The organism is Spirosoma sp. SC4-14 (genome assembly GCF_037201965.1).
In the GTDB taxonomy this organism is placed as follows: Bacteria; Bacteroidota; Bacteroidia; order Cytophagales; family Spirosomataceae; genus Spirosoma.
On sequence record NZ_CP147518.1, the window covers coordinates 1,530,539 to 1,548,222 of the forward strand.

Sequence of the window (17,684 nt, forward strand, 5' to 3'; positions counted from 1 at the left end):
ACTATAAACTGAAAACAGTAAACTAAAAAACTTTTAAAGTCATGTTTCGCAACTACATCAAGATTGCCCTGCGCAATTTGCTAAAACACAAATCATTCAGTTTTATCAATGTTACAGGGGTAGCTGTGGGACTGGCCTGTTTCCTGTTGATTGCGCTCTATGTTCGCGACGAGCTGAACTATGACCGATACAATGCCAATGCCGACCGGATTTACCGTGTTGCCCGAACGTTTATATCGTCGGAGGGGACACCCTCGCTGAAGCTGGCGCAGGCGGCTCCGCCATTTGGGCCATTGATTAAGCAGGACTTTCCCGAAGTCGAACAAGTTGTTCGGACACTCGATAATAATTCGCTGATTAACTATGGCGAACACTCATTTAACGAACGGGAGCTGTTTTTTGCAGAAGCGAATCTCTTTAAGGTGTTTAGTTTTCAGGTTACGAGCGGTAACCCCGAGCGGGCACTGGTAAATCCGTTTTCGATTATGTTTTCCCGACCGATGGCCGAAAAGTATTTCGGAAAAGAAAACCCCATCGGTAAAACCGTACGGCTCGATAACCAGTACGATCTGACCGTAACGGGCGTTTTTGAACCCTTACCGGCCCAGTCGCATTTTCATCCGAATTTTCTGCTATCGTTTTCAACCCTGAATGATCCACGTGTATATGGGGCCGAAGGGCTACGGACCAACTGGGGGAATAACTCGTTTAACACCTATGTGCTGCTGCGCGAAGGGGCCGATCCAAAGCGGATGGAAGCCGCTTTTCCGGAGTTTCAGAATAAATACGTGCCTCCCTTCGATGGCAGAAAACCATCGACCTTCTCGGAGTTAACTTTACAGAATCTGAAAGACATTCATCTGTATTCGCATACCGACTCCGAAATTGAGCCTACCGGCGATATTAAATATGTTTACCTGTTTTCGGCCATTGGTTTGTTCATTTTGCTGATTGCCTGCATCAATTATATGAATCTGGCAACTGCCCGTTCGGCCGGACGGGCGCGTGAGGTTGGGATGCGCAAGGTTGTAGGGGCCTTGCGCGGCCAGCTCATCAGTCAGTTCCTGAGCGAATCGATTGTAGTGGTTTTGTTTGCACTGGCCATCGCTATAGTGCTGGTACTGATTTGCCTTCCCGCACTCAATAATTTTACCGAAAAACAGCTTGAATTTTCTCAACTGGTCGATCCCGTCTTTTTAACGATTCTGGTTGCTATTACACTACTTACGGGCCTGATAGCAGGTAGCTATCCGGCGTTTTTCCTGACGTCGTTCCGGCCGTTGGGGGTTCTGAAAGGGCAAATTACATCGGCACTTCGAACCGGTAAACTACGTCAGATGCTGGTTGTTACGCAGTTTGCTATTGCGGTGGCGCTGATTATCAGTACCGCAGTGGTATATAGCCAGATGAAATATATTCAGGATTACCGGCTTGGCTATCAGAAAGATCAGATGCTACTGCTGTCCGATGTAGGGGATTCGACAACCAACTACGAAGCCTTTAAACAGCAACTGAAAGAAACCGGTATAGTGCGCGAAGTGGGTCGATCGTCGCGAATACCGTCGGGACGTCTGCTCGATTCGAATGGGGCTTCAGCACAAAAAGGCGACACGATGGCCCCGGTAACGATCAATTTACGCAGTTTACAGATCGATTATGATTTTATTCCTGCCTATCAGATTCCGATGGCGGCCGGTCGTAATTTCTCCCGTGGCTACTCCACCGATACCTCAATGATTATTCTTAACGAAACGGGAGCCCGGTTGCTGGGCTGGACACCACAACAGGCTATTGGGAAAGCGTTTCGCTATGGGCCAGTTAAGGGGCAGATTATTGGTGTGACGAAAGATTTTCACTTCGAATCGTTGCATCAGAAAATGTCGGCCATTGCCATGATCATGAACCCCCGTAATATGAACTGGCTCTCGATTCCGCTCTCGGGAAATATTCCGGCGGGGGTTAGCCACGTAGAAGAAATCTGGAAACGGTATTTTCCTGGACGCCCATTCGACTATCAGTTTCTGGATACGCGGTTTGACCGGCTCTATGCCCGCGAGCGTACTCAGCAGACGCTGTTTAGTGTATTTGCCAGTGTCGCTATTCTGATTTCGTGTCTGGGCTTATTGGGCTTGTCGATGTTTATGGCCGAGCAACGAACGAAAGAAATTGGCGTTCGCAAAGTGCTGGGCGCATCGGTATCGAGTCTGGTTGCCTTACTGTCGAAAGACTTTTTAAAGCTGGTTGGCATTGCTATCCTTATTGCATCGCCTGTGGCTGGTTGGGCCATGCTGCAATGGCTCGATGGCTTTGCTTACCATACCTCTCTCAGCGGTTGGGTATTTCTGCTGGCAGCCGTGTTGGCAGTTGGTATTGCTTTGTTAACCATAAGTTTCCAGAGCGTGAAAGCCGCGTTGATGAACCCGGTGAAATCACTTCGATCAGAATAAAAACAGCCCCCTAACCCTCAAAGGGGGCATTAACCGAATAACAACTCCCCCTTCGGGGGTAGGGAGGCTGCTATGTTCAAAAACTACCTCAAAATCGCTCTGCGCAGCTTACGGAAAAACCGGGTGTTCTCGCTCATTAATAGTGCCGGTATGGCATTAGGTATTGCCGCCTTTGCGTTCATTCTGGAATACGTTGCCTATGAACGTAGTGTCAATGGGTTTCACCAAAACTTACCAACGCTCTACCGACTGTTGTCGCAAACGAAGTCGGGCGATGTTGAGGTCGATATGGCCCCGGCCGTAGCGCCCCTGGCCAAACAGCAGTTTCCAGAGGTGCAGGATTTTTGCCGCATCGCCGAAAATTCGGCTAATGGTATCGTAACAGTTATGAATACCAGTGCAGCTCGCTCGCAGCAGTCGTTTCGTGAGAATAAGCTTGGTTATGCCGACGCCAGTTTCTTCACGCTTTTTACCTTCCCGCTGGTGCGGGGAGTTGCTAAGTCGGCGCTTAGCCAGCCCAACACGGTAGCGGTGTCGGTGTCGCAGGCCCGCAAATACTTTGGCGATACCAACCCAATTGGGCAAAAGCTTCTCCTGAGCAATCAGTTTGGCAAAACACCCTATATGGTCACGGCGGTTTTTGCCGATATGCCGCAAAATTCGGATCTGAAATTCGATGTTGTTTTTTCGCTGCAAACGCTGGCCAATCCAGCTAATCTCAATGACAATGACTGGGCGCGTCTCGACGGTTTCGATGGGTCGTATCTGACCACATTTTTGCAACTCCCGGCCAATACCGATTATCGCGCTCTGGTGGCCAAGTTCAATGCTTTTAGTAAAAAGATCCGGCCAGAAGACGAACGTGTGTTTCTCCTGCAACCCGCCCGAAACATTCATTTGGCTGCTTCGCTGAATGAGCCTTACCGAACTACGGGGAGCCTGGGGTTTGTCTATCTGCTAAGCGGCATTGCTGGTCTTATTTTGCTGATTGCCTGGTTTAATTACATCAACTTATCGACGGCGGGTGCGTTGAAACGAGCTAAAGAAGTGGGCGTTCGGAAGGTGGTTGGAGCCGGTCGTGGGCAACTGATCGGGCAATTTCTGGGCGAATCGCTGCTGCTAAATGTCGTTGGATTTGGACTAGCGCTGACACTGGTTTCATTGCTGCAACAGCCTGTCAATGAGTTTGTCCAGAAAGATTTGTCGCTAAGTAGCCTCAGCATTGGTCGTTTCTGGGTGGTAGGGGTAGCATTACTGTTGCTGGGGGCACTCGCTTCGGGCGGCTATGTGGCGGTTACGCTGACATCGTTTCAGCCGATACAGACCCTGAAAGGAGCCGTTCAGAAAGGCAAAGGGGGCTGGTTACGGCAAATGCTGGTTGTTGCTCAGTTTAGCGCATCGGTGGCACTGGTTATTGTTACGCTGGGGCTTTACCGGCAGTTGCAGTATATGCAAAACAAAGACCTGGGTGCCCAACTAACGCAGCGTGTTGTGATCAAGCGCCCGGAAATTGGCGAAGGATCGTTTGCGCCCCGTATGGCCCTGCTGGAGGATCAGCTATCGCAACTGCCTTACGTGAGGAGCTTCTGCCAGACAACGATTGTGCCGGGCAGCTATTACAACTTCAACGCGAGTGGTATTACGAAACAAAATCCCCGCCCCGATGACGGGAAGAAAAGCTATGCGATGGGAATCATCGACGACCGGTTTCTGAAAACCTACGAAATTGGGTTAGCGGCTGGCCGCAATTTTACCGTTCGGGAGGCTGAATTGGGCTGGGAGAAAAGCGGCAAACTCATGATCAACGAAACCGCTGCCCGCCAGTTGGGCTTTGCATCAGCCGAGAAAGCCGTTGGTCAGATCATCAATTGGGGGCAATCCTATGAGGTTGTTGGCGTTGTAAAAGACTACCATCATCTGGGCTTACAGCGGGCTATTGAACCAGTTATTTTTATGCCGCGTCGGTCGGTTAGCGACCTGAGTATTCAACTGGCTATGGACCCTGATAAGGGCGGCCGAATTCAGGATAAGATAGCTGAGCTGGAACGACTCTACAAAGCCAGTTATCCGGGCAATCCGTTCGACTATTATTTCGTTGATCAGCGGTTTAACGAGCAGTACCAGAGTGAGCAGCAGTATGGACAGGTATTTTCGCTGGCGTCGGCACTGGCTATTTTTATTGCCTGCCTCGGATTATTTGGATTGGCAGCGTATACTACCGAGCAGCGGACGAAGGAAATTGGGGTGCGGAAAGTGCTGGGCGCATCGGTAGCTAGTATTGTTCTGCTCCTTTCGGGCGATTTCATGAAACTCGTTCTGATTGCTATTGTAATTGCATCGCCACTGGCCTGGGTGGGGATGCATAACTGGCTTCAGCATTTTGCCTATAAAATTGACCTCGACTGGTGGATTTTTGCCCTGGCGGGTTTACTAGCTACCACTATTGCCGTAGCAACAGTAAGTTTCCAGAGTATCAAAGCCGCCCTGATGAATCCCGTAAAATCACTTCGGTCCGAATAAAAACAGCCCCCTAACCCCCAAAGGGGGCCTTTAACTGAGTAATAATTCCTCTTTCGGGGTAGGGGGGGCTGTTATGCTAAAAACCTACTTCATTCTCGCCTATCGAAACCTGGTTTCGAACCGGACCACTTCACTGATTAACGTTGTGGGGCTATCGATTGCCCTGGCGTGTGCCATCACCGTTTTTCTGATCCTGAAAAACTTCTGGACACTGGATAGTTTTCACACAAAAGGTGATCGGATCTTCATGGTGGAGTATACGCGGGAGGTCGACAACGAAACGGAGGTGTATGGCGATGCGCCTGCCCCCATTGCTGCAGCTTTACGGGCCGATTTTCCTCAGGTAAAACAAACCGTTCGGGTGCAACGCGAAGGCGTTCAGGTGCTGACAAAGGGGAGTGTAGTCGACGAGTTGATTACGTATGCCGATACTAACTTTTTCCATCTGTTTACATTTCCGCTGAAATACGGAAGTCCAACGGCCTTAGCCGATCCTGCTGCCATCATTCTAAGCAGCGAAATGGCAGAAAAGTATTTTCCGAACCAGATTCCCATTGGTCAGCCATTTACTATTATTACGGCCAGCAGGGAGCATAAACAATTTGTGGTTAGGGGTGTGGCAGAGACGTTTCCCAATAATATTGGCTTCGCATTCGCCCTGCTGACAGGCTACCACTCGGTTCATGATGGGCTTAAAAACCAGGACTGGACAACCCACATCAGTGGGGTATTTGTTGAGGTACCGGACAAGCGTTATGTGCCCACACTAGCCCGCCAATTAGACCGGTATGTTGCGCTTTATAATTCGAAAAATACCGACGAGCCAATCACGTCATTTGTCTTTGATAACCTTCGCAATCCAGCTCCCAAAGCATACGACGTAAGGCGCCGACCCGCAGAGGCTAATCATCCGATGGCAACTCTTATTTTTTCGGCTATTGCCTTGTTGATGATGGGCGTGTCCTGCTTCAACTACATCAATATTTCATTGGGAGCCGTAACGCAGCGGCTTAAGGAGATCGGTGTTCGGAAGGTGATGGGAGGCACTCGACAGCAGCTCATCGTTCAGTTCATGATCGAAAATCTGCTGCTGTGTTTTATTGCTTTACTGCTATCACTGCTCATTACTACCGTTTTTCTGATCCCCCTGTTCAACGATCTGATGGTAATGACCATCTCGCTGGCGTTTTCGCAGAATGCTCCTTTGTGGCTATTTATGGCCGGTATACTGCTATTTACAGCCGTTGCATCGGGCGGCTATCCGGCCTTATACGTTTCGGCTTTCAGACCTATTGCTGTTTTTGCGGGCAGACAGAAATTTGGAAACAAAGGTGCCTTTAGCCGTGTACTGCTGGTTGGTCAGTTTGTACTGGCTTTTGTGGCCGTTATTGTCGGCGTTGTGTTTACGAGTGCGGGTATACAATGGAAAAATCTCGACTGGGGTTATAACCCGGATCAGACATTGGCCGTGCGGCTGACCGATAGTACGCAATATACCATTCTGAGAAATGAGCTGGTCAGAAACCCTGCGGTCAGCCTTGTGGCGGGTGCCGAATATCATGTCGGCGAATCCATGGCATTACAGGCTATTCGCGTTGGCGATAGGCAGGAAAACGTTGTTCGGTATAATGTGGGGCCTGGTTATTTCGAAACGCTGGGACTTCAACTGGCTACCGGACAGTTTTTCGACGAACATCGACTGGCTGAAAATGCAGAATCGGTAGTGGTAAACGAAACGTTTGTACGGCACCATCGCTGGAAAGATGGTGCTATCGGCAAGACGATTCGGGTAGACCAGCAAGTAGTAACCATTGCTGGCGTTGTGCGGGATTTTAAACTGTTTGGTTCGGGAGTAGCGCGGCCAGCAGTATTTTTCTCGGCCCGGCAGCCTCAATACCAATACCTGGCTCTGCGCTTTGATCCGAACCATGGTCCGGGCGTAAAAGCTGACCTGGAACGGCTCTGGCAGTCGAAATTCCCGAACACAACGGTTTCCATGTTTTATCAGAAAGAGGTGTTCGATGCCTTCAACACAACCTTTCAGAATCTTGCCAACGGATTTGGGTATCTGGCCGGATTGGCGCTTTTGATTGCCTGCATGGGCCTATATGGGCTGGCGGCCCAGCATTTTGCAAAACGACTCAAAGAAGTGGGCGTGCGAAAAGTGTTAGGTGCATCGGTAGCCAATATTTTGCTGTTAGTCAATCGGGAGTTTGTTTTGCTGCTCCTGATGGCGGGTGTTGTGGCTAATGCAATTACGATGATGGGTGTACAATTGACCCTTCAGAACACGCAGGAATTTACGGGATCTTACCGGCCAGGCTTATTGCCGTACCTAGCCGCCAACGCGCTGGTTCTGCTAACTGCCGCTTTTGCCGTTAGTATGCAAAGCTGGAAAATGGCCAATGTTCAGCTCTCGACTGTGCTCAAGAATAACGAGTAAGGCAGTGCATCGCGAACGAGCCAAGAACTAACCGATAACCTTAACGTTTTTTAACAGGCTCATCTGCAAGGCTATATATACCTTGCAACCATCATTTCAAACAAGCGAAAAACAGAAAAATCGTTCAAATCCTGTAATTCCAGGTTCAGACATCCCGCCGGACCATCGCTACGGTTCAGCCTGTCCGCATCGGCGTCCGCTTACGGACATCCTCCGTGGGTATGTTTTTGTAAATTGCTGACTTAGTGTGTGTTATATTTTTGGTACGCTGTTTGGGCCATCATTAGTATCACGAAACCTAAACGAATCAGAACGATGCTACTTAACTATCTGAAAATTACTGCCCGTACACTCTGGAAAAGTAAGCTGTTTAGCGGACTGAATATCGTTGGGTTAGGCATTGGCATGGCGGCAGTATGGCTTATGGCGCTGTATGTGTTCGACGAACTGAGCTATGACCGTTTTCATCGCAACGCCGACCGCATTGTTCGGGTTGTGCACTATGCACAATGGCCCGGTGGTAATCTGCAACTGGCACCTACATCGGCCCCGTATGCAACTGCGCTTAAAAACGACTATCCCGAAATTGAGAAGACTGTACGGATCAATGCAGAAGGGGGGGGCGTGATCACCGTCGACGATAAGAAACTGGAACTCGGCAATATCTTTTTTACGGACAAAACCTTTTTCGATGTTTTTACCTTTCCAATGCTGTATGGCGATCCGGCAACGGCACTGAGCAAACCACAGAGCATTGTTTTAACCAAAACCGCAGCCGAAAATTTATTTGGCGATGCCCGAAAAGCTGTTGGGCGGGTCGTTGAGTTCAGCAATCATTTCCCGAATACCGTAACGGGCGTTATAGACGATGTTCCGGCAAATTCGCACCTGCAATTCAGCGCCCTGCGGTCGTTGCCGGAAACTTATACGAATGGTTGGGAGAACTTCGAACTCTATACCTATCTGCTTCTGACCAAAGGCAGCGACTACAAAGCGCTGGAAGCTAAACTGCCCGGCTTTTACCAGAAATACATTAAGAAAGAAATGGGGGAGCTGGATTACCGGATGGAACTTCAGCCCATTACGTCCATTCACCTGCACTCACATCTTGACTACGAGATAAGCCCCAATGGCAACGTAACCACGGTTTATGTATTTGCCGCAGTCGCCATTCTGATTCTGATCATTGCCAGTATCAACTACGTCAACCTCTATACGGCCCGGTCGCTGAAGCGCATTCGTGAGGTCGGCGTTCGGAAATCGATCGGTTCGTATCGGCTACAGCTCATTGGCCAGTTTCTGACCGAATCCACGCTAATGACGTTTATGGCTGGACTGGTTAGCGCATTTTTAATGACAATGGCCTTGCCCTATTTCAACCAGATTGCAGGCAAAACACTGTCGGCTGGCGGGTGGCTCAATACAATGCTGATTGTGGCCGGGCTGTCGATTTTGATAGGCGTCCTGAGCGGGCTGTATCCGGCCTTGATGTTAGCCAGTTTTCGGCCCGTATCGGCGCTGAAAGGGCAGGTCGGAAATCAGATAGGGAGTGCCGCCTTTAAGCAGTCGCTGGTGGTGTTTCAGTTTGTGGCTACGGTAGCCCTGATTGCCTGTTCGGCTATTGTCTATCAGCAAATGAGCTATGTGCAGCATAAAGATCTGGGATTCGCTAAAGATCAGGTGCTTACATTCCATGTCGACAGCCAGGACGTTCGTCAGCGAATCGATGCCTTGAAAGAACAGCTTACGCAAAGCCCGCTGATCGAGAGTGCATCTGCCGCCAGTAATCCAATCGGTAATAACAATATTGGTGGAGCAGGCATGTTTTTCGAGCAGAATGGAGCGATGCCACCCGGTACGCAGATTGTTGAGGAGTTTACGGTCGATTCCGATTATTTTAAAACCCTGGGCATCAAAGTGTTGTATGGTCGTAGTTTTTCGGAAGCGTTCAAGAGCGATTTGTTTGGAGCGGTCATGATCAACGAAACGTTGATGAAACAACTTGGCTGGAAAGACCCCATTGGAAAGCGGGTGAAATACTACATCGATAGCGAAAAGCATACGGCCGAAGCCCGTGTGGTGGGTGTGGTGAAGGATTTTCATACGTACTCGCTCCAACACAAGATTGAACCACTAGTACTGGGATTGCCTGCTCCGCTCGACAAAGATAACCTGTATGTTCGGATCAAACCTGCCCAAACGACCGAAGCACTGGCCTACATTCAATCGGTTTATCGCACCTTCGACCCATCGGCTACGCTGGACTTTCATTTTCTCGATGAGAATTTTTCGCAACAGTATAAAGCCGAACAGAAACAGGGAGAAGTATTGCTGACCTTCACCATTCTGGCCGTTCTGATTGCCTGCCTTGGGCTGTTTGGGTTAGCGGCTTTTGCGGCTGAGCAACGCACCAAGGAAATCGGCGTTCGCAAAGTATTGGGTGCATCTGTCGGCAGCATTGTGCTGCTGCTTTCCCGCGATTTCCTAAAACTGGTACTGGCTTCTATTGTCATTGCAACACCCATTGCCTGGTATGCCATGAGTCGCTGGCTTCAGGATTTCGCCTACCGCATCGATATTCACTGGTGGGTATTTGTTCTGGCGGGATTACTGGCCACCGTGATAGCATTGCTTACGGTGAGTTTCCAGAGCGTGAAAGCCGCGCTGATGAATCCCGTAAAATCACTTCGGTCCGAGTAAAAACAGCCTCCTAACCCCCAAAGGGGGCATTAACCGAATAATAACTCCCCCTTCGGGGGCAGGGGGGCTGTTATGCTACGAAACTACCTCAAAATCGCTGTTCGAAACCTGTGGCGGAATAAACTGTATACAGGACTGAACGTAGGAGGGCTGGCTATTGGCCTGGCTGCCTGTCTGATTATGGTGTTGTATGTTAACCACGAATTTTCGTACGATACCTATCATCCCAATGCCGACCGCATTGTTCGGGTAACAACCATCCTGAAAACACCGGAGTCGCCAGTGGCTATAGCGTCGGGGCCGCTGTTGCTGGCCCATGTGCTCAAGCGTGACTACCCGGAGGTTGAAACAGCCGTTCGTTTTAAGCCGACCGGCGCTATTGTCCGAACAAAAGATAAGCTGGTCGGTGAGTCTGATGTGTATTTTGCCGACCGTGATGTGTTTTCGGTATTTGCCTTCGATTTTATCGTCGGAAATCCCGCAACTGCATTAGCCAGCCCAAACTGCGTAGTCATTACCGAGAGCGTTGCCAATCGGTTTTTTGGACGAACCGACCTGCTCGGCCAAACGATCCAGATCAATAAGGAAACGTATCAGATTACGGGCGTAGTGGCAAACCAGCCCAGCAATACCGATCTGCCCGTTAAAATGTTGCTGTCGCAAAAAGGGGGTGTGCCTAAAAACTGGCTCGAAGAGGATTTTCCGGTCTTTACGTTCGTACTCTTTAAGCAGCAACCCAATCTGGCCGATTTTAGGAAAAAACTGGCGCTGATTGCCAAAAATAGTGTGGATCCTGAACTGAAGAAAGCAGGAGCAGAAGGCTATTTCATCAGTTTCCCGGTTGAGCGGCTGACCGATGTTCACTACAGCCAGGGCAATCTGGAAGATACGCCTAAGGGCAATAAGCAATATAGCTACCTGTTTGCATTTCTGGCCGTGTTTGTGCTTACCATTGCCTTGCTCAACTACATTAATCTGCTAACGGCCAAAGCCACCGAACGCGCAAAGGAAGTAGGTATTCGGAAAGCAAACGGTGCTCTGCGGAATCAGTTGGTTCGTCAGTTTCTGTTCGAGTCGTTTTTGTTGAGCGGCATGGCACTCGTAGTTGCCGTTGGGCTGATGCAGATTGCGATTCCGTTCTTCAACAAATTGCTCAGCATTCAGTTGCGCCTGTCGTGGCAGGAAACGCTGGGGCTGGTGAGTATGATCTGGCTCATTGTTACGGTATTGGGTGGTATGTATCCGGCTTTCGTATTGTCGGGATATCAGCCCGTGCAGGTGCTAAAAGGAAACCTGATTGGCTACGGACAACGAGCCTGGTTACGAAAGTCGATCATTGTGTTTCAGTTTGTGCTGGCCGTTTGTATGATTGCCGGTGTGCTGGTGATTCATCGCCAGATGAACTACATGCTTCATTATGATCTTGGGTTCACAAAAGATCAAATCCTGAACATCAACCTTCCCGACGATTCGCTGGTGCGGGCGGGTGCTCCGGCGCTGGCTAACAGCCTGAAACAGCGCAGTGAAGTTGGCGATGTAACGCTGGGGTCGGGTTTGTCGGACGGCCCGATGGCAATGGCATCTACCAAGATTCAGTCGAACGGTAAGAAACGCGAACTGATGGGTAGTTATATGTTTATAGACGATCGGTTTTTGCCACTGCTATGCATCAAACTAAAAGCCGGGCGCAATCTGTCGTCGCGTTCCAAAGCCGACCTGAACGGGGGTTTTCTGGTCAACGAAGCGTTTGTGAAAATGGCGGGCTGGAAAAATGGCGTTGGGCAGGCTATTGAAGGATTCGGACATAAAGGAGAAGTCGTTGGCGTGGTTAAAAACTTCAATTATCACTCGCTGCACAATGCGGTTGAGCCGCTGGTGATGATCTACAACACGTTCCCAAACAATACTGTTATGATGAAGCTACAGCCAGCCAACCTGCCAGTTGTGAAGGCAATCTGGCAGGAGCACTTTCCGAATTTTCCGTTTGAGTATTCGTTTCTGGATGAATCCTATGATGCAAAATACCGCCGGGATCAATTGATGATGTCGGTGTTTAATGGCTTTGCCGGTCTAACGGTGCTGGTGTCCTGTCTGGGGTTGTTTGGCCTGGTCGCGTTCACGACCGAACGGCGTACCAAAGAAATTGGCGTGCGTAAGGTACTGGGTGCATCGGTAACAAATATTCTTGTTCTGCTTTCCCGCGATTTTCTTCAACTGGTTGTACTGGCCATTCTGATTGCCAGTCCGCTGATGTATTGGGCTGCTGATCGTTGGCTACAGGCTTTTGCCTTTAAAGTTGATCTGGCGTGGTGGGTGTTCGTGCTGGCGGGTATGCTGGCTATTGGTATTGCGCTGCTAACGGTGAGTTTTCAGAGTATAAAAGCCGCACTGATGAATCCTGTGAAATCATTACGGTCGGAATAAAAACAGCCTCCTAACCCCCAAAGGGGGCACTAAACTGAGTAACAACTCCCCCTTCGGGGGCAGAGGGGCTGCTATGCTACATAACTTCTTTAAAACCGCCTTTCGAAATCTTTGGAAACATAACTTGTTTTCATTTATCAACATCTTCGGCCTGGCTTCGGGAATGCTGGTATGTATGCTGGCCATGATCGATATCAAAGGTGCTTTCGACTACGATTCGTTCCATCCGCATCCCAACCGAACTTACCGTATTCTGACCGACGTGACAACCCGTAATAGCGATGAGTATGGGTTTGCTACTACGCCCATGCCGCTTGCCGAAGTACTTAAACACGATTATCCGTTTGTGGAAGAAACTACGCGGGTGATTCGTAATAACGGCGACTTTACGGCCAATCGGAAGCAGTTGCCTGTGGTCTATAGCCTTATTGATCCAGGGTTCTTTCGCGTGTTTGGGTTTAAATTGGTTGCCGGGCGGCCTGCCACTTCCCCCGGAACGGTTGTGGTAACTAAAAAAACAGCCGAACGTTTTTTCGGAAGCGAAAACCCTGTTGGTAAAGCGATGGAACACCAAACGTTGGGAACCTTGTCGATTGTGGGTGTTCTGGCCGATACTCCAACAAAAACACACCTTGATTTCGATGTTCTGGTTGCCATGTCGGCGCTTTCGGATGCGCAATCGCAGCAGGCACTGACTAGCTGGAAAAACTATTCGCAGGGATACACCTACGTGATGCTGAAACCAGGAACAACCGCCCAGGCATTAGATGAGGTATTACCCAGCCTGGCAAGTCGGGCAACAAAGGGACTGCGGTTTGTGAATGAAAAAGGCTATACGTTTCGTCGGCAATCGCTGGCCACACTGTCGCCCGCCCGCGAAGAACTGATGTATTCGACCTATGAACCGTCGGCCGGGAAATTAGAGACCGAGCTGGGCGTTGGGCTATTGACGTTGTTACTGGCTACGTTTAATTACATCAACCTCACACTGGCCCGGTCGTTGAGCCGTGCGCGGGAAGTGGGTATCCGAAAAGTATCCGGTGCCTTACGCTGGCAGTTGATGGGGCAGTTTATGGCCGAATCGGCAATGCTTTCGTTGTTTGGGCTTGCGCTGGCCTACGGAATGCTTCAGTTGATTAAACCGATGCCGTTTGTGCAACAATGGCTGATTGGTGGGGTTGAATGGGAGCAGAGCACTACGGTTTGGGCCATTTTTGTTGCCTTTAGTATTCTGACGGGACTGTTGGCAGGCTTGCTACCCGCCAACGTGCTGTCGGGTTTCCAACCGGCGCAGGTACTTCGGAGCCAGACCGGATTACGAATTTTTCGGGGAATTACCCTTCGTAAGTCGCTGATTGTGGCGCAGTTTTCCATTTCGCTGTTCGCCATGATTGCCTTGCTGGCAATGGCCAGGCAACAGCATTATATGGGCAGTGCCGATTATGGGTTTGCGCGGGAAAATGTGTTTGTGGTACCGCTCAATGGGTTTCCTTTTCAGCGAATTAAGACCGAAATTAATACGCTGGCCGGGGTAGCGCATGTTGCGCCCACATCGGATCTTCTGGGCGATTATAGGGGAAACGGACAAGTGGTTCATCGACAACCTTCGGGGGGCGACTCATCGAGAGTAAGTCTTTTAGCAGGTGATGCGAATCTGGTACCGGCTACGGGACTGAAACTGATAGCCGGTCAAAATCTTCCCGTATCTGTCGCCGATTCGGCGTCGCGGCTGGTGCTGATCAATGAAGAGGCCGTTCGGGTATTTGGATTAAAGGAAGCAGGGGCTGCGGTCGGGCAAACGCTGTGGCTAAACGATAGCACCGACGTGCAGGTGGCTGGCGTGTTGAATAATTTTATGTTTATGACGCTGGCCCGAAAAATCTCACCGCTCATTATTCGCTATCAGCCCGACCAGTTTCGGTATCTGCTGGTTCAGGTTACGGGCGGAAACCCGGACGTTGTTCAGGAGAATATTGCCCAGATATGGAAACGATTGAATCCGTATGAGCCTTTTGCCGGAGTGTGGTACGACGATTTCCTGAAGACTCGGCATGATCATACCGACGATGTTACCTTTATGGGGCTACTGATCGGGCTGGCGTTGTCTATTGCCTGTCTGGGGTTGTTAGGTATGGTAACCTACACCACCGAACTGCGTACCAAAGAAGTGGGCGTTCGGAAAGTGATGGGAGCCCGTGTCGATCAGGTGGTTTGGCTATTGTCGTGGGATTTTCTGAAATTACTATTAATTGCTGGCGCTATTGCACTACCACTAGGCTATCTGGCTGCCAGTTTCTTTTTGATGACGTTTGCCTATCACGTTACCATAGGAATAGGAACGCTGGGCGGTTGCTTTGGAGCAATGTTGTTGTTAGGTGGAGTAACGATTGGCTGGCGGACCTACCGAACAGCTTTAACCAATCCGGCAAATAGTCTGCGGACCGAATAGCCCGGATTTCGTATTGGTTGGCGAGGGTTAGCCTGTGTAGTACAGATACACCATTTACCTATGAGACAACTGGCGATGGCTTTAGCCTTGTTTACTGTTCTGGCAGGCAGGCAAGTCGCAGCACAACAGGGGCTGAGAGGTGACTATTATACTGGAACTAACTTTGAGCGAAGGGTAGCGACCCGTATCGATCCCGCCATTAATTTCAACTGGCGAAATCAGCGTCCGATAACTGGCCTTGGTATCTCGTACTACTCCATTCGGTGGACAGGGAAATTACTGGCTCCCGTAACAGGCCGGTATACCTTTTTTGCAAAAGTCGACGATGGTATCCGAATCTGGGTGGGTAATCATAAAGTCATGGATGCATGGCAACTTAATGATTCCAAAAGCTTCAAAGGGAGCGTTGTGTTGCAGGGAGGACAGTACTATGATTTTCGGGTCGATTTTTTCAACGACATGCTGGAAGGGGAGATTGTTCTGTACTGGCAGCGACCAGACTATAAAAAACCAATGTTCAGTTTTTCGGAGGATATTGGCGAACCGATAACGACCCAGTATTTCAGCCGATCGATTCCAGCCGTAAAACTACCACTGGCCACTGTTAAGGTTTCGCCCAAAAAACCGGCTATTCAACCAGCAAAGCCAAACGCCGGGAAGAATCTGGCTAAGCGAACGCCTAAACCAGTAACCCGCCCTGTTGCGAAACCAGTTGTAATGGCCAAACCGGTTGCAATGCCTGCGAAACCAGCTACGTCGCAGAATAGGCCTGAACAGCCGCCTGAGGCAGAGTTGAAACTAAGCGCTAGCGAAACGTTTGTGTTACGTTCTGTGCAGTTTGAGCAGAGCAGCTATGTGTTGTTGCCCGAGTCGACGGCCGAACTGGATAAGTTGGTTCGGGCTATGAAAGCCAATCCAAAATGGAGAATTGAAGTGGCCGGGCATACCGACAATGTTGGCGATCCGCGACTGAATCGGGCTCTTTCCGAAAATCGCGCTAAGGTTGTTGCTACTTATCTGATCAGGCATGGTATCGCCGAAGAGCGCATCAGAACAAAAGGGTATGGAGGTTCCGAACCATTAGCCGATAATGCAACCGAATCCGGACGGTCACAAAACCGTCGGGTAGCGATTAAAATGATTGAATGATTGAATTGTTGAATGATTGAATTGTTGAATGTAGGTAGCCAACATTCAGCAATTCAGTAATTCAATCATTCAATCATTCAATCATTCAATCATTCAATCATTCAATCATTCAATCATTTATAAATCGCTGGTGCTTCGAACGTAGCCGGAACTGGCGATGGCGTACTTGGGTTTGAGTTAATCTCATTCTGCGGATAAATGAACCGCCACGGAAGCTGCGACCCGTTGTTGGGTGTCAGCTTAATACCATAAGCTTCAGTTCGGGTCCGGCGCTCGTCGTTCCAGCCCAGGTGCTGGCCATAGAACGATACATACCGCTCCTGAAGAATTTCGCGCATCAGCGCATTGTCGGCGCTGATGCCGTCGGGGTTTTCGATACCACCGGCTTCAAAATCGGCCGCTACGTAGGGTTCATACTTGTAGGCCCCCGAGGTCAGGTAGGTTGCGTTGATATAGCCACCCGAATTCAGAAAGCTCCGATAGGTGTTCAGGTGACCCAGTGCCGTTGTAAAGCCTTTGCCACTCCGAAGCGCCATTTCGGCCAGCGTCAGAATGTTTTCCTGGTATGTGACGAGCGGGAAACTGGCGCTTTGAGCAAAAAAACCGGATGATCCTGATGTGTTGGGTTCAACTTTGCCGGGCGTATTGACACCGTTCTCCAGGTAATAAAATTTATAGCGGGCCGTTTCAACGGTCTTCGCATTACCCCGATAATTGGCACTGGCCGGATTCAGCAGACTCACGTTATAGGCCCCCACAGCGTAGATATCGCCAGTACGGGTAGAAGCCAGAAACGAATAATACGAATTCTGGTTTACGCTGGCGGTTGTTCCGTGTGGCGAATACAGAGAATTTGCATACGTACTGACGCCACTTTGAGCAGCCGTATAAGCGGCATCGTATTGCCTGGAGTCGGTTAGTAAACGGGCTTTTAGCGTATAGGCAACCTGCGTCCACTTGGTGGCATCACCCGCAAAATGAATGTCTTCGGTGCTAACCGTTCCAACGCCCGACTTGAGGTCGGCGATGGCATCGTCGAGCAGTGCCAGCAATTTTGTGTATACCGTTGCCTGAGGTTCAAAGGCTGGATTCGGGTATTTCGCAATGTCGCCCGCCTGGTCGAACGGAATATCGCCCCAAAGCTCTGTACCCGTTGCGAGGGCATTGGCCCGCAGAATTTTGGCGATCCCTGCCATTTTGCGGTTTCCAAGCGCCGTTGCCTGACTAATGGTCAGGAGCGCATTGGCATTGGTTCCGGTAAAGACCAGGTTCCAGTCCGAATCGTAGATACCCGCCGAAACGTTATAGTTGTAATAATCCAGCCACTGCCGGTCGGCGCCAGAAGCATAGCCGTCCCAAATGGTAGTCAGTCGGCTGGCCATACCTTCCTGCGTAGCCATATTGGCAATTTCGGTGCCAGTCAGCAACAGGCTGGCCGTAGAGCTGGTTGGGTTGTTAGGATCTACGTTGAGGTTCTCCACAATAGAGGTGCAGGAGAACAGTTCCAGACCCAGCAAAGCAGTAAGAACAAATTTATAGTTACGATTCATGT

Annotated in this window: 8 protein-coding genes; 7 read left to right on the forward strand and 1 reads right to left on the reverse strand. The window is 49.9% G+C overall.

The features are described 5' to 3' along the window. The first annotated feature begins 41 nt into the window (after positions 1–41). The 7 genes from WBJ53_RS06235 to WBJ53_RS06265 all read left to right on the forward strand — a co-directional run bounded on the left by WBJ53_RS06235 (position 42) and on the right by WBJ53_RS06265 (position 16,132). The gene (locus WBJ53_RS06235; protein ID WP_338875205.1) at positions 42–2,447 is read left to right on the forward strand and encodes an ABC transporter permease; all 2,406 of its coding nucleotides are present in this window, start codon (positions 42–44) and stop codon (positions 2,445–2,447) included. A gap of 72 nt (positions 2,448–2,519) precedes the next feature. After that, the gene (locus WBJ53_RS06240; protein WP_338875206.1) at positions 2,520–4,967 is read left to right on the forward strand and encodes an ABC transporter permease; all 2,448 of its coding nucleotides are present in this window, start codon (positions 2,520–2,522) and stop codon (positions 4,965–4,967) included. A 73-nt stretch (positions 4,968–5,040) separates the two neighbouring features. Then, a complete protein-coding gene (locus tag WBJ53_RS06245; RefSeq protein ID WP_338875207.1) occupies positions 5,041–7,410 on the forward strand; it encodes an ABC transporter permease in 2,370 nt (789 codons plus the stop codon). 315 nt (positions 7,411–7,725) lie between these two features. After that, the gene (locus WBJ53_RS06250; protein WP_338875208.1) at positions 7,726–10,110 is read left to right on the forward strand and encodes an ABC transporter permease; all 2,385 of its coding nucleotides are present in this window, start codon (positions 7,726–7,728) and stop codon (positions 10,108–10,110) included. A 72-nt stretch (positions 10,111–10,182) separates the two neighbouring features. Next, the gene (locus WBJ53_RS06255; protein WP_338875209.1) at positions 10,183–12,534 is read left to right on the forward strand and encodes an ABC transporter permease; all 2,352 of its coding nucleotides are present in this window, start codon (positions 10,183–10,185) and stop codon (positions 12,532–12,534) included. 73 nt (positions 12,535–12,607) lie between these two features. Then, entirely contained in the window at positions 12,608–14,983 is a 2,376-nt protein-coding gene (locus WBJ53_RS06260) for an ABC transporter permease (RefSeq protein WP_338875210.1), read from the forward strand. A gap of 60 nt (positions 14,984–15,043) precedes the next feature. Then, the gene (locus WBJ53_RS06265; RefSeq protein ID WP_338875211.1) at positions 15,044–16,132 is read left to right on the forward strand and encodes a PA14 domain-containing protein; all 1,089 of its coding nucleotides are present in this window, start codon (positions 15,044–15,046) and stop codon (positions 16,130–16,132) included. Between the two features lie 113 nt (positions 16,133–16,245). Here WBJ53_RS06265 and WBJ53_RS06270 read toward each other — a convergent pair whose 3' ends face one another. Further along, positions 16,246–17,682: a SusD/RagB family nutrient-binding outer membrane lipoprotein gene (locus WBJ53_RS06270; RefSeq protein WP_338875212.1), complete on the reverse strand. Its 1,437-nt coding sequence runs from the start codon at positions 17,680–17,682 to the stop codon at positions 16,246–16,248. Between the last annotated feature and the right edge of the window lie 2 nt (positions 17,683–17,684).